This is a genomic window from Marinomonas foliarum (assembly GCF_003337275.1).
GTDB classification, from domain to species: Bacteria; Pseudomonadota; Gammaproteobacteria; order Pseudomonadales; family Marinomonadaceae; genus Marinomonas; species Marinomonas foliarum.
Genome location: NZ_QPJQ01000016.1, coordinates 51,858 through 66,859, shown reverse-complemented (window position 1 = coordinate 66,859; position 15,002 = coordinate 51,858). Strand labels below are relative to the sequence as shown.

At 44.2% G+C, this 15,002-nt stretch carries 10 protein-coding genes; 6 read left to right on the top strand and 4 right to left on the bottom strand.

The annotated features are described in order from the left end of the window. Window positions 1-2 precede the first annotated feature (2 nt). From DFP77_RS10090 to DFP77_RS10070, 5 genes are all read left to right on the top strand, one after another. Window positions 3-1,022, top strand: a complete 1,020-nt coding sequence (locus DFP77_RS10090) for a FecCD family ABC transporter permease (protein WP_114412169.1) — start codon at window positions 3-5, stop codon at window positions 1,020-1,022. Beyond that, the gene (locus DFP77_RS10085) at window positions 1,019-2,104 is read left to right on the top strand and encodes a FecCD family ABC transporter permease (protein WP_114412168.1); all 1,086 of its coding nucleotides are present in this window, start codon (window positions 1,019-1,021) and stop codon (window positions 2,102-2,104) included. The genes DFP77_RS10090 and DFP77_RS10085 overlap by 4 nt, the downstream gene beginning before the upstream one ends. Next, window positions 2,101-2,925 (top strand): ABC transporter ATP-binding protein, encoded by an 825-nt coding sequence (locus DFP77_RS10080; RefSeq protein ID WP_114412167.1) that lies wholly within the window; start codon window positions 2,101-2,103, stop codon window positions 2,923-2,925. The genes DFP77_RS10085 and DFP77_RS10080 overlap by 4 nt, the downstream gene beginning before the upstream one ends. 209 nt (window positions 2,926-3,134) lie before the next feature. Next, window positions 3,135-5,321, top strand: a complete 2,187-nt coding sequence (locus tag DFP77_RS10075) for an OsmC domain/YcaO domain-containing protein (protein WP_114412166.1) — start codon at window positions 3,135-3,137, stop codon at window positions 5,319-5,321. Between the two features lie 25 nt (window positions 5,322-5,346). Beyond that, complete coding sequence (locus tag DFP77_RS10070; RefSeq protein ID WP_114412165.1) at window positions 5,347-6,534, top strand: murein transglycosylase domain-containing protein; 1,188 nt, start codon at window positions 5,347-5,349, stop codon at window positions 6,532-6,534. Window positions 6,535-6,574: 40 nt separating this feature from the next. On the opposite strand, the gene DFP77_RS10065 is transcribed toward DFP77_RS10070, so the two are convergent. From DFP77_RS10065 to DFP77_RS10050, 4 genes are read right to left on the bottom strand one after another with little or no spacing between them, the layout of a single operon-like run. Further along, a complete protein-coding gene (locus DFP77_RS10065) occupies window positions 6,575-9,295 on the bottom strand; it encodes a hsp70 family protein (RefSeq protein ID WP_114412164.1) in 2,721 nt (906 codons plus the stop codon). Window positions 9,296-9,298: 3 nt separating this feature from the next. Next, window positions 9,299-11,077 (bottom strand): Hsp70 family protein, encoded by a 1,779-nt coding sequence (locus tag DFP77_RS10060; protein WP_114412163.1) that lies wholly within the window; start codon window positions 11,075-11,077, stop codon window positions 9,299-9,301. 3 nt (window positions 11,078-11,080) lie between these two features. Beyond that, on the bottom strand, window positions 11,081-11,689 hold the full coding sequence (locus DFP77_RS10055; RefSeq protein ID WP_114412162.1) for a DUF2760 domain-containing protein: 609 nt from the start codon (window positions 11,687-11,689) through the stop codon (window positions 11,081-11,083). 21 nt (window positions 11,690-11,710) lie between these two features. Then, on the bottom strand, window positions 11,711-13,639 hold the full coding sequence (locus DFP77_RS10050) for an ATP-binding cassette domain-containing protein (RefSeq protein ID WP_114412161.1): 1,929 nt from the start codon (window positions 13,637-13,639) through the stop codon (window positions 11,711-11,713). Window positions 13,640-13,895: 256 nt separating this feature from the next. Between DFP77_RS10050 and DFP77_RS10045 the strand changes: the two genes are divergently transcribed. Further along, window positions 13,896-14,990, top strand: a complete 1,095-nt coding sequence (locus tag DFP77_RS10045; protein WP_114412160.1) for an efflux RND transporter periplasmic adaptor subunit — start codon at window positions 13,896-13,898, stop codon at window positions 14,988-14,990. The last annotated feature ends 12 nt before the right edge of the window (window positions 14,991-15,002 follow it).

The window sequence follows — 15,002 nt, the reverse complement described above, 5'->3', positions numbered from 1 at the left end:
CGATGCTAAGTTGGTTTATTAAGACACCAGCACAGCGACCATTATTTTACGTCTTAGTGTCAGCACTTTTAGTGTTGGCACTTTGCTGTTTGCTGAGCTTATTATTTGGTGCTGGAGGGTTAACTCCTCAGGCTTCCCTACAAACTTTATTGGGTAATGGCACTGCTGACGACGAATTTACTGTTTTCCACCTGCGCTCAACAAGAACGTTAATCGGGTTATTTGTCGGCTTAACACTAGGTATTGCAGGTGCGTTAATGCAAGCCGTTGCTCGAAACCCTTTGGCAGAACCAGGCTTACTGGGTGTAAGTGCAGGAAGCTCATTTGCTGTGGCAATGGCACTTGTAATGGGGGCCAGTACAGCAACACTAACCGTTGGTATTGCTCAATTAGGCGCCTTAATTGGCTGCATCTGCGTCCTCGGCGCCGCACGAATGCAAGGTCAACATAACGATCCTATTCGTCTTGTACTCGCAGGGGCAGCATTATCCAGCCTATTATTGGCCATGACGTCTCTCATTCTTTTATTTGATCAAAGAGCAGCAGACGAAATTCGCTTTTGGGTTACAGGTAGTGTGGCTGGTCGTGATACCAATACTCTCATGTCTGTTTTACCCTCCATGTTAGTTGCTGTTGCTTGCATTCTTTACTCGGCAAAGCCATTGGCTTCGTTGGCTTTGGGCGAGCGAGTCGCCATCGGTCTTGGTCACAAACCAAGACGAATTCGAGGTGTTATTATTGTCGCTGTTGCATTATTGGTTGGTGGTGCTACAGCGATAGCAGGTCCAGTTGCCTTTATCGGCTTGGTCGTTCCGTTTGCAGCTCGAGCATTGGTTGGTCCTGATATTCGCCGAACATTATGGTTATGCCTGCCTCTAGGTCCAATTATTGTAATAACAGCAGATATTATTTCTCGACTTGTCGCACAGCCAGCAGAAATGCCATTAGGTGTACTCACAGCCATAGTCGGTGCCCCTGTACTTTTATTGATTGTTCGATCACGTAGACTGCCCACATTATGATTAATCACAGCCTTTCCATGCCAGATACCCCGCTGGATGCTTCGACTCCAGATGGCTATCGACTAATATCTATTGGACAATACGCGCATATCCTCATTGAGAAGCAGGCCATTATTCGCAACACTTGGCTTTTGATTCTTTTATTCTGTGCCAGCGTCATCACACTGGGTAGCGGCACTATGGCTATATCACCCAAAGAAGTCGTTGCGGTACTCTTTGGTCAAGGCAACACAATGAGCCAATTCATTGTCCAAGACATACGTTTTCCGCGTTTAATGGCTGCAATTTATACTGGTGCAGCATTCAGCTTAGCTGGCTGCCTAATGCAAACCATGGCGCGAAATCGATTAGCCACGCCAGGCATCATTGGTATCGACAATGCAGCAATGGCCTTTGCTGTCTCTTCAGTTGTTGGCATGGGTATTTCTTTGGCCCCTTCTTTTATGGCACTAGCGGGCGCGGCAACAGCAACAGCACTGGCATTTGGTTTAGCCGGCGGAAGTGGTACCCGTGGCTATCGTTTCATTGTTGCCGGTATTGGTATTGGTGCCATAGCAGGTTCTGTGACTCAGCTCTTACTAAGCCAAGTCAGTATCGATGTTGCAAATAGCGCTTACCCATGGACAGTAGGTAGTTTAAGTGCTCGTGACCCTTTTATGGTTAACGTCCTAGGGATCGGTATTGCTATTTGTGTCATTGGATGTCTTTTGTTTTCAACGCAATTTGCCTTGTTACCTTTTTCTGATCAGGTGATTACGGGCCTTGGAGCCAATATAAAGCACATCAGAATAATAGCTCTAATTCTATGTATTACTTTAACTGGACTGGCTGTCGCTGTTGCAGGCCCTGTTGGCTTGGTCGCATTAGTTGGGCCAGAGATAGCCCGTGTTTTATCTCGCTATCGCGGCATCCCACTTATCAGCTCTGCCCTCACTGGTGCGCTAGTTATGATGCTTTCCGATTTATTTGGACGAACTGTTTTATCACCTATTGAACTACCAGTAGGCATTGTTACCGCAGTGGTAGGTGGCCCTTATTTAATCTGGATACTGGTAAGACGCTCTTCAAGGAGTTCGTTATGACACCTACTGCTTTAAAACAAAAGCCAAACACTTTTTGCGCTAGCCTTAGTGCAGATAAGCTCACCCTTAAACACGGCAAAGTTAGTATTATCGATCAATTGGACGTTACCTTACCAGAAGGCCAAGTGACGGCGATTGTCGGGCCAAATGGCTGTGGAAAATCCACTTTATTAAATGGGTTATCTCGTGTTCATACACCAAGCTCAGGTGTTGTATTGTTAGATGGTAAAGATATCCACTCATTACCCTCTAAGGAAGTTGCACGACGTCTTGCCCTATTACCACAAGACACACTAGCTCCAGACGGCATTACGATTGAAGAGCTTATTCGATTTGGCCGACATCCTCACCAAAGCTTACTAAAACAATGGGCAATGGATGATCAAGAAGCCATAAAATATGCTTTGCATGCTGCGGATCTTGAAGGTTTAAAGGACCGCCTTCTCGACACTCTATCTGGTGGCCAACGCCAGCGAGCGTGGATTGCCATGTCAATTGCACAAGAAACGCCATTACTGTTACTAGATGAACCAACATCTGCACTCGACCTTGGCCATCAAATTGAAGTTTTTGAGCTAATAAGAAACCTATCTCGACAAGGCAAGACATTGGCGATGGTTGTTCATGATCTTCCAAGTGCCTGTCGCTATTCAGACCATATTATTGCCATGAAAGAGGGCAAAATACTGACCCAAGGCAGCCCAAAAGACATTATGACCAAAGAGCTGGTACGTGAACTCTACGGTGTTGATTGCGACCTTATGCCAGACCCCATGACAGGAAGCCCTATTCTAATCAACATCAGACGCTTGAGAAGCTAATCGCAAAGTACAAAATAAAGCCTTCTTATGATGTTTTATAATGCAATTGGGCAAACTAAAACTGAAAAGAAGGCAATTTGTTTTAAAATGGCCAATTTAATTTTACTCACCCCCCTCTTATCGAAGATAATCTCTCTATCATTTTTTATCGACCCTAGAGCTCGATAACTGCCCTGCACATACGCCCTATTTAGTGGAAATACGTTTCAATGGAAATCAAAGTTAATTTTCTCGACAATCTCAGACTAGAAGCCAAGTTTGATGATTTCACTGTCACTGCTGATCAGCCTATTCGCTACAAAGGTGATGGATCAGCACCAAGTCCATTTGATTATTTCCTCGCTTCATCCGCGCTGTGTGCCGCCTATTTCGTTAAGGTATATTGCAAATCACGTGACATTTCGACAGACAACATTCGCTTATCCCAGAACAACATTGTCGATCCAGAAGATCGTTACAATCAAATCTTCCAGATTCAAGTTGAGTTGCCTGACGATATTTCTGACAAAGACCGCCAAGGTATTCTGCGCTCTATTGATCGTTGTACCGTTAAAAAGGTCGTACAAACTGGACCAGAGTTCAAAATTGAAACGGTTGAGAATCTAGACGCCGATGCCAATGCGATGTTAATGGGCAAGCCAGATGGTTCATCCAACACTTTTATTGCCGGAAAAGACCTGCCGCTTGAAAAAACCATCGCGAACATGACAACAATGTTGGCGGATCTCGGAATGAAGATTGAAATTTCATCATGGCGCAACATAGTGCCAAACGTTTGGTCGCTACATATTCGAGATGCCGCATCACCAATGTGCTTCACCAATGGTAAAGGTGCATCGAAAGAAAGTGCTCTATGCTCAGCCCTTGGTGAATTTATCGAGCGCTTGAACAACAACTTTTTCTACAACGACCAGTTCTTTGGAACTGAAATCGCCAACAGCGACTTTGTACATTACCCAAATGAAAAGTGGTTTGCGTTAACTGAGGATGATTCCTTACCGGAAGGCATCTTGGATGAGTACTGCTTAGAAATTTATAATCCAGACGATGAATTACGTGGTTCGCATTTAATTGATACCAACTCTGGCAATAAAGCGCGCGGTATTTGCACAATTCCTTACACACGTAAATCCGATGGAGAAACGGTTTACTTCCCATCAAACCTCATCGAAAACTTGTTTTTAAGCAATGGTATGAGTGCGGGCAATAACCAGCAAGAAGCACAAGTACAATGCCTATCCGAAATCGTCGAGCGTACGGTGAAACGCCAAATTATTGAAGAGGAAATTGTCTTACCTGATGTTCCCATGGAAATTTTGGAGAAATACCCAAGTATCCTTGCTGGCATCCAAGAACTAGAAGAACAAGGCTTTCCTATCCTAGTGAAAGATGCATCTCTTGGTGGTCAGTTCCCTGTAATGAACGTCACTTTGATGAACCCAAAAACCGGCGGTGTGTTTGCGTCTTTTGGCGCTCATCCAAGTTTTGAAGTGGCTTTAGAGCGTAGTTTGACTGAGCTAATGCAAGGCCGTAGCTTCGAAGGTTTAAACGATGTACCAAAACCTACCTTTAACAGCATGGCTGTCACAGAACCAGAAAATTTTGTCGAACACTTTATTGACTCAACTGGCGTGATTTCTTGGCGCTTCTTTAGTGATAAGCACGACTATGACTTCTGTGAGTGGGATTTCTCTGGCAGCAGTGAAGAAGAAGCCGATGCTTTATTTGGCATCTTAGAAGGCCTAGAAAAAGAAGTATACGTGGCAGAGTTAACGGATTTAGGCGCTTCTGCTTGTCGTATTTTGGTGCCAGATTATTCAGAAGTTTACCCTGTTGAAGATTTAGTTTGGGATAACACAAACAAAGCACTGGATTATCGTGAAGATATTCTAAATCTTCATTCCTTAAGTGATGGACAATTAGAAGACTTAGTTAATCGCCTTGAAGAAAGCCAACTGGATAACTACACAGACATCCCGACTTTAATTGGGATTGTATTTGATGAAAATACTGTCTGGGGTCAGTTAACCATCATAGAACTTAAGATACTAGTCTACTTAGCCCTTGAAGCCCATGAAGATGCACTAGAGTTAGTTGGCGAGTTCCTACAGTTCAACGACAATTCTGCAAAACGCGGCCTATTTTATCAAGCCATGCACTGCGTGTTAGAAGTGACGTTAGATGAAGAATTAGAACTAGAAGATTTTACTCATAGCTTTAGCCGCATGTTTGGTAAAGAGGTTATCGATAACGTTATAGGTTCTGTCACAGGCGATGTACGTTTTTATGGCTTGACCAAAACCAGCATGCAACTCGAAGGCATTGAACCGCATTTGCGCTTAATTGAAAGTTATAAGAAACTTCATCAAGCGCGTAAAACAAGTACATTGAAATAATACGAACATAAAGAGAGGCCATTTAATGTTAAAGAGTATCGTCCGCCAGTCCCGATTTGTATTGATTGGCCCTTTATTACTAACATTAAGTGGCTGTGAATCCATGTCTTGGTCCATAGACTCTGTAGATTCGGTAAATAAGCTTACAACTCAAATCAAAAATGCTGACGATATTAAAGACGTAAAAATCATTGCAAAGCAGGTAAAAACAACCAGCAAAATCATTCGAGCAGATATTGAAGCGATAAAAGCTTTATACGCAGAGCTTGACCAAAGAGTGAATAAGCGATGGGGCAAAGGCAATAGTGAGCTACCCGAAAAGAAAAAGTACGTTAAATACACCAACGATTATCAAGCAAGAACCATTGTCGACTTTGAAAAAGGCACTGTACGAGTCGAAACACTAACCACGGAACAACCGCTTGACACCTTAAAGCAGGCTGTTACAACCACCCTACTCACTACTGCAGACCCAACCAAAACCGATATTTTTTCAAGCGATGCACCAGATACGGAAGGCGTCCCTTTTTTGTATCCACAAGTCATGGATCACGATGGTAAACTTGTTCAATACCGCTGGCGAGCAGAGCGATATTCTGACTATTTAGTGTCAAACAAGCTGAAAAAATCTAGTACAAATGGCAAATCTGTTTATGCAGTAGAATTCAATCTTGTCCCACAACATGAGCATCTAAGACAAGAAAAATACAGCCAATATGTGATCGCTGCCGCCAAACGCTATAATCTCTCTCCAGCACTTATTTACGGCATAATAGAGACAGAAAGCTCTTTTAACCCTTATGCGGTTAGTCCTGCAAACGCTTATGGTCTGATGCAAGTAGTGCCTGCGACAGCTGGACGAGACGTTTATAATTTAGTAAAGAAAAAGTCGGGGGAACCAACCAAAGAAGTGTTGTTTGTTCCACAGAATAATATTGATATTGGCAGCGCTTACCTACACCTTTTACAAACACGCTATCTTGTAAAAGTCACCAATAAACTCAGTCAAGAATACTCAATGATATCTGCTTACAACGGCGGCACAGGCAACGTGTTGAAGACCTTTGATCCAAATGATCGTACAAGAGCGATGAACAAAATTAATCAGACATCTACCAGCAACGTTTATAAGAAACTTAGGTACGATCACCCTAGATCGGAATCTAAAATGTACCTAGAGAAAGTCACCAAAGCAAAAAAGAACTACGAGTAATATTTAAATCACTTTGGTGACAAGTCAGAAGATTAGCGCTCTATAGGCGTAAGCCGATTGGCAAGCTCTCACCTACCAAGGCGTTCAGTTCATCGCTGTTAATCTCGATTTGGCTCTCTAAACGCTCCAACCATTGCGTTGGGCATTTGTCTTTTTTGAGTTTACTAGCGACTTTTTTACGCATAACGCTCATTTTGTCAGATTCACCAAGGCTGACTTGACTCATCAAAACAGCAGCCAATCCTGCTTGCTTGCGTTTCTTCCAATCTTCCTTGAGAACCGTTTCTAGAATCGGAAAGAGTTTATCCTCTGCAATTCTTTGCTCTTGCTTGCCAGATAAAAGATGACGAGAAGCGATGCGCCCTATCGTCCACCAAGCTGTGTCTGGCTCAGAAGTCTTTTGTAAACGCTTCAGCAACCAATCAATCGTGGTGACTTTGTCTTCATTCGACAAACTCTCTAACGCGCCAACCAAACGAATTAAATCATCGCTGGATTTAGTCGTCAGTGCTTTCATCTTGTCACGAGAACGCTGCCCTGTTGGTGAATAGTATTGGCTAAACTGCTTAAACAAATGCGTTTGTTGTTCCACCGATAAGCCACCTGCAACACGGCGATACAAGGTCCAATATTGCCCCCAAACGGGTGCCGTATCAAACTGAGCGCCTGCTTTGGTAGTATTAACGACTTGTTGAACCCGTGCCATATCATCCGCGGCACCAAAACCTGGGCGTAAACAATAGCCCATGAGCTGTAACCATTGTCGCTCGTGCTGAGCACTTTTTGTTCGACCTGATTTTACACTTAACAGTTTATCCACCAAACGTCGTGACGTGGCAAGATTCCAATCATCTCTATTGCCCAGAAGCTGGTCTAAATCCTGTTTAAGAGATTTCACTAAGTCCGGATTTTGTTTTTGACCTGCACTGGAAAAACATTTAGCTAGATGCTCTTCCGCTTGGCCCATATTGGCGTGCAGCAAACCACTTTCATCAGCTTGCTCAGAGCCTTGTGAGGGAACCACATGGGTAGAGAAATCCAAACGCCACTGATCTTTCTGATTATTGGCATTTAACACCACTTGTAACACACCCACTTCGGTCATTTGCACAGATAGCGTTACCGCGGTTTCTTGGGAGTCGATGGAGCCATCTAGCTCTGTCATCAAGGTTGAAATGTAGTGCAGCCCATCTTGATCGCGAACGTTACCGACAACACAATCAATATGATCGTCTGATCGATATAAAGGGAACTGAACTTGCTGTCCCAGAGTCACAAAGAACTCTTGTTCCAAGCGGATGGTCTCGCCTTTCAGAGTACCCTTTGGCAAGATGCCAACAAATTGATCTTCGCCAAGCTTCAAATACAAACTGTGCGCCACGCCACTTTCGATGCGCGCACTTTCACCCGCTAAAGCGTTTAGATACATTGTCGCGCCTTTGGCTACCGCGTCGTTAGGTTCATCAGCAGTACAAGCGAGAATAGGCTCAGCAGACCAAGCATTAAGCTGCTCTAATAAACGAGTTTTCAAAACTGGACTATTAAACAGGCCACCATTAAACAACACGGCATCAGGCATAGACGAGCCAGTTGCCGCTTCAATGACAGTTTTATGCTGTTGCAAAAACGCCGCTAAATGACGTGTAAAAGCAGGATCAGATTCGTAAGGTAAGCCCAAGGTATGCATGGCGTAATCGCTCTTTTTCACCTTGTCATCGCTATTCACCAAAGGAAAAAAGCCGCTGCGTATTTGTTCCAGTAAGGCTTCTCTCGATACATCAAATTTTTGCGAACCACCGATTAAACGACTACCACCACCCAGTACGGTAATACTTAAAGATTCCGGTGCGTCTTCGCCTAACAAGGTTTCTTTTGCTTGACGAGTTTGCTGAACCAAAGCCGCTAAGCGCGTGGCTGATAAAGCAGAAATTTGTTTTGGATCTAACTGAAACGCCAAGGCTTGATCTAGGTTATCGCCACCCAGTAATAAATGTTCACCTACAGCAACACGCTTAAGCGATACACTGTTGGTTTTTGAAGACGTAGGCTTGATCGCCACTAGGCTAAAATCGCTAGTACCACCGCCGATGTCGACCACCAAAAGCATTTTTTTATCAGCTAATGCAGAGAGTTTTTCGTTATCACTGATATAGTGATAACAAGCCGCTTGCGGCTCTTCCAGAAGGTACAAATCGTTTAGACCTGCTAGTTTGGCCGCTTCCAAAGTTAACGCTCGCGCCTCTTCATCAAAAGAAGCCGGCAAAGTTAACGCGATGGATTGTGACTCTAGCGGCGCATCAGAAAATCGATAATTCCAGCTCTGCTTAATATGTAATAAAAGAATCTTACTCGCCTCAAGTGGGCTGAGCTTTTTAGGGAATTCGCTCGCCCAAGGCAAAATCGCCGAGCGACGATCGACTTGACGATGGCTTAACCAACTTTTCGCGCTTTGTATCAATTGCCCAGCTCGACGCTGGCCTAACGCTAACGCACCAACACCTACGATGCGCTCTTTATCATGATGGCGCCAAGGCAAAACCGGATCGATTTTGCCAATTTCATCAGCGGCCAAAACATAAATAGCACTCGGCAAATGCGTAAGCTCTTGCACAGAACCATCCGCCATAACTTGCGGAATAGGTAATAATGCAGGTACATCTTGGTTCGAATCATCCGATACTGGAACATACGAGACAACACAATTGGTTGTCCCCAAATCGATACCTACGCGATAAGCAGAAGGAAAAGCCATCTTTACCATACGTTAAGACTCCCTAACTTGAAACTCAATAGTCCAACTTAGGTCCGATTGGGTATCGTGTGCTTGTAACAGCAACAATCCCAACTCAGTAACACGGGCCGTCAGATAGACTCGCACCATATCGCCAGCTTGGTAATGACCTGCGTCTAATCGTACCGACAAAGGGTTCAATTCATTTAGCTGGGGCACAGAAAATGACGCAATGACTTTACCTACCGATTCCACATCGCTGTGTTTTGATTGGAAAAAACGGAATGTCACACTTTCGCCAACTACAAGAGAAAACTCGTTGGGCAGCATTTGCTCTTCTGAACCTTCCTCCAACCCAAATGGTGCCACACAAATAGCATCCACAGGTGGTGCCATTCCAGGAATCGCAGGCATTGGACTAGCAACACCAATGTAGTAGTTTGCCGCTAGACCACTTTTTACTTTGACACCGCCTTCGGCTTGCACTTGGGCATAATAAGTCGCACCTTTGGCAACCGCATGATCCAAATGTGATGGCGTCAACATAGTTAATTCGTGGCCACCCAATGATTCTGCAAGCATAGAAGCCAAACGAGTTTCTAGGGTATTGCGAATGACACTGGCATTAAACACACCACCGTTTAACAACACCTTGCTTGGTTTGACATCATGCTGAGCCAAGAATTCGCTGATGTGACGAGTGATCGCTGGGTCACCTTCGTAGTCCAAGTTAATCGCACTAAAACCACTACGAGCCGTTTTTTGAGCTTGCTCACCCAACTGAACTTTAGGAAAAAAACCATCAATTAAAAGCTGTTGAACATCGCTCTGCGTCAAGGTTGCTTTGATGCTGTTATTAAACAAACTGCGACCACGACTAGGCACAACAACGCTCACGTCGTCTAAATCCGCATTGGTTAACAAACGCTCTTTTGCTTCTCGGCAAGCTTGAGTCAAGCCGCTAATTTGCCAAGGTTCAAGATTAGTGCCGTTTTGCGCTAGCTGAGCAGCCAAATGGTAAGTCAGTGTCAAATCCATATTGTCGCCGCCAAGAAGAATATGACGGCCCACAGCGACACGCTCTAGGCCAAGCACCCCATCTTGCTCTACCGCTTGGATTAACGACAAATCTGTCGTTCCTCCACCCACGTCAACAACTAAAATATGCTCATTAACATCTAGGCTTTCAGCCCAGCTTTGCTGATCACTTAACCAGGCATAAAATGCCGCTAACGGCTCCTCAATCAAACGAGCACGCAAACCGACTTTTTCCGCGGCTTGCTCAGTAATAGCACGAGCAGCAGGATCAAATGACGCAGGCACAGTAATAACAAGAGTTTGCTCGGCAATTGGCGTATCAGGAAATTGATGGTCCCATGCACTAACCAAATGCGCTAACAAGGTTTCTGTCACCTGCGCTGGAGACACTTTTTCTACTTCTTCAAGCGCATCTACCGGTAATACCGCTTCATCAGCACTCACGCGAGAATGACACAACCAGCTTTTAGCACTCTGTACCAATCGACCAGAAGATTTCGCACCTAACTCACGCGCCAGCTGTCCGACGACAAAATCCGCTTTGCCCCAAGGAAGCTGTAAATCGCTCTCTAAGAATTCACCTTGGTGAGGAAAATACACAAAAGAAGGAAGTAAAGGGCGAGCATCCACTTGACCTGCCGCGATAAATTGCGGAATCACCAATTGCTGGATACACCCTACTTGATCTGATTCGGTTGCCGTTTGACTAGATGGCGAAAAATAGACAGCCGAATGCGTGGTACCTAGGTCGATACCGATGAAATATTGACTCATGAGTTATACCTCGATTTCAGCTGGCGCTAGAATATTTAGGCTTTCTGTATTGGTTACTTTTGGCAGACGAGTTTCCGTCACTTTCCAACCAGGATGAATCAGCGTGCCAGAGTATGGCCCATCACCCTCCACTCGACCTTCCAACTTGATCTGCTTGGAATCGTAACCAGATGGCACTTCTACACGGCTATTTTCCGCGGCACTGTTCACAGCATCAAGAGACACAACATCGATGGTAAAATGTTGCTTCAATACTTTAGAACAACCAGCGTGAATTTGGCGAGACGCCGCCCCCACGTCCGCATCGCTGTAATCATCAATGCTTTCTTGGATGAAATCGATAAAGCGCGCTTCTTGTTGCAACAGTTGTAGTAACTGATGTGCTCCGTCAGTGTTGACCGTATCCAAAACAGGTGCAGCGACTTCGATTTCACGAATCACTTCCACTTCCTCTGTTATGACTTTAGGCTCGACTTCGAAGGCAAATGGCTCGCCTTGATCAACTGTTTGACAGCGAGCGGCATAGTCGCCGCTCCCCATGTATTTAAAGAACTGACCAAAAGCGCCAAAAAAGCGCGGCATAAATGAAACTGGTTTAATTTTATTCGTCATAATCTACCCGTTTTGCGCAATTTAACCGTTTTGCATTTCTTCAAGCTCTAACCAACGCTCCATGGTTGTTTCAAGCTCTTCTTCTTTATGCGCTAATTTCGCCAAGGTTTTCTGAACCTTATCCGCATCATCGGTATAAAATTCTGGCGCGCTAGTGGTGACATGCAACGCGGCGATCTCTTCTTCCAACTTCGCAATGGTTGCAGGCATATTGTCAAATTCGCGCTGCATTTTATAGCTTAGCTTCGCTTTTGGTTTCGCCTGCACAGAGTTTTTTTTATCCTCTTCGACTTTTTTTGCATCTGCTCTGGCTTTTTCTTTTTTACTTGGTATGTCATCAGTTTGCGATGTGGATTCTGTTGGGAATTTACCACCTTGACGAATCCAGTCTTGATATCCACCAACGTATTCTTTCACTCTGCCTTCGCCTTCAAAAGCAATCACGCTGGTGACCACGTTATCTAGAAAAGCACGGTCATGGCTGACCAATAACAAGGTGCCATCGTAGCTCATTAGAAGCTCTTCAAGCAGCTCTAAGGTTTCCACATCAAGGTCGTTGGTTGGCTCATCCATGATCAATAGATTGGCTGGGCGAGTGAATAACTTCGCTAGCAATACACGATTTCGCTCACCACCGGACAAGGCTTTTACCGGAGTACGAGCACGTTCAGGTGGGAAAAGGAAATCACCAAGATAGCCAATAACATGTTTGTTCTGACCATTAATTTCGATAACGTCTTTGCCTTCACCAACATTTTCCGCAACCGTTTGTTCTGGATCTAGTTGCTCTCGCAGCTGATCGAAATACGCTACGTTTAGTTTTGTTCCTTGACGAACAACACCTGCTGTGGGCTCAAGATCTCCCAGCAGGATTTTCAGAAAAGTACTTTTACCGCAACCATTTGGACCAATCAGACCAATTCGATCACCGCGATTTACAACAAAGTCCATTGGTTGAAGAATCACTTTATCTTCGAAAGAGTGACCCACTTGGGTGAATTCTGCTACCAACTTACCTGACTTGTCTTTGGTCTCAATCGCCATTTTTGCGTTGCCTTGGCGGTTAATGCGTTCAGAACGTTCTTCACGTAAGGCTTTCAAAGCTCGAACTCGGCCTTCATTACGAGTACGACGCGCTTTAATACCTTGGCGAATCCAGACTTCTTCTTCTGCAAGACGCTTATCGAACAAGGCGTTTGCGCGCTCTTCTTCTTCGAGCATCTTCTCTTTAAAAGCAAGGAAAGCGGTGATGTTACCGCTGAAGGAAATAAGATTACCGCGATCAAGCTCTATGATGCGGTTAGCCAGCTTCTCTAGGAAACGACGATCATGGGTAATAAATAAGATCAAACCGCGAAATTGCTGAAGCTGTTGCTCCATCCATTCGATTGTTGGCACATCCAAATGGTTGGTTGGCTCGTCTAATAGCAAAACATCTGGGTTAGAAATCAACGCCTGCGCCAAAATAACGCGACGACGCCAACCACCAGACAGTTCAGACATCAGCTTATCAGCAGGCAAAGCCAAACGCTGAATCATGTGATTCACTCGTTGCTCTAAATCCCAGCCCTGAATTCGATCTAATTCAGTCTGAATATCACTTAATTCATTGGCGTGATCATTCTCGAAATCTTCTAATAATTTGAAGTAACGAGTCATTAACGAGTGCGCTTCACCGGCACCCTCACTGACCACTTCACGTACGGTTTTTTCATTCGCATCCGGCAGCTCTTGGGGTAACTGAGCGACCTTCATGCCACCTTCAATGCGCACCATACCTTCATCAGCAACTTGCTCGCCGGAGATAACTTTTAACAGTGTAGATTTACCTGCACCATTACGACCAATTATTGCGACACGCTCTCCAGCCTCAGCTGCAAAACTAATTTTTGACAGCAGTGGATTATGCCCAAAAGCTACACTAATCTGTTCTAACGACAATAGACTCATATCTATCCATATAAAGTAAAAATTTTGTGGCGGTATAGTATCATTCTTCTAAGAGAAGGTTCAGCAAATACAAGCTTTCAAAGTATAAAAAGAAAAGAATTCTTAGTTTAACGGAGCATTTATAGTGTTTTTTTCCCTGCAACGAATTAACAATATAACCATTAGTACAGTAATTTTATAAAACCTCTTTATTCATTATCTTTTGAGCATATACTAGGTTTGGCATAATAATGATTTTCAATCAACGGAGTATTGAATGGCGTTAAAAAACAAGTTAGGACCAATAACAGCAGTGGTCGTGGCAACAGCAACAGTGGGATGGATGCTCGCTGGAGGCAATGGCATTACTGTTAGTAATCCTCAAGGTCAGCCCGATGAAAACACTGTATCCTCTCAATCAGCTGAGATTAAACAAGCCTATTCAGTCCAAGCCAAAACGTTAACGCCTAAACGCATTGAAATGCACCTACCTCTGAGTGGTAAAACACTAGCCGGAGAGACTTTAAACCTAGTTAATAGCTATCAAGGAAGAGTCACTAAACTGCCAATCGAAAAAGGCCAGTTTGTTAAAAAAGGCCAGTCGATGATGCAAATCGACACACGAACACTAAAGATACAAATTGAACAAGCTGGCTTACAGGTTAAACAACGTCAGCTTGAACTAGATGGAATTAAAAAGCTTAACTCTACTAATCTCACGTCAAAAGTTAATGTCGCGCAAGCTGAAACAGATCTTGCTTCTGCAAAAGCTAATCAGAGTTCGTTGCTAATCGATTTAGAAAACGCCAGTCTTAGCGCACCTTTCTCAGGCATCCTAAACACTCTTGATGTGCAGGTAGGACAGGTTCTTTCATCTGGAGAATCTATAGGTTCATTAGTTTCGATCAATCCAATTAAAGTGAAAGTGGACATACCGCAAAACAAAATCCACCAAGTGGAAATTGGCACTCCAGGTAACATTCGACTTGAATCTGGTTATGAAGCAGATGGTTTTGTCTCTTACATTAGCGCGACAGCAAATGAATCTAGCCGCACCATTAGTGTTGAAATGCAAATAGACAACCCAAACAACACTATCCCAGCAGGATTAACCGCAGCGGTTGATTTCATTATTGATGAACAAAAAGCACATGCATTGTCCCCTGCTCTATTGACCCTAGACGATACAGGTCGCACCGCCATCAAAACCATCAGCATCGACAATACTGTGACTATCACGCCAGTCGACATTGTTAAATCTGAACGCGATCACGTCTGGGTTATTGGCCTACCTGATAATGTCAACGTCATCACTGTAGGACAAGGTTTTGTATCTGCAGGCGATCTTGTTGACGCACACTACCAAAACTAGAGAGGCCTACCA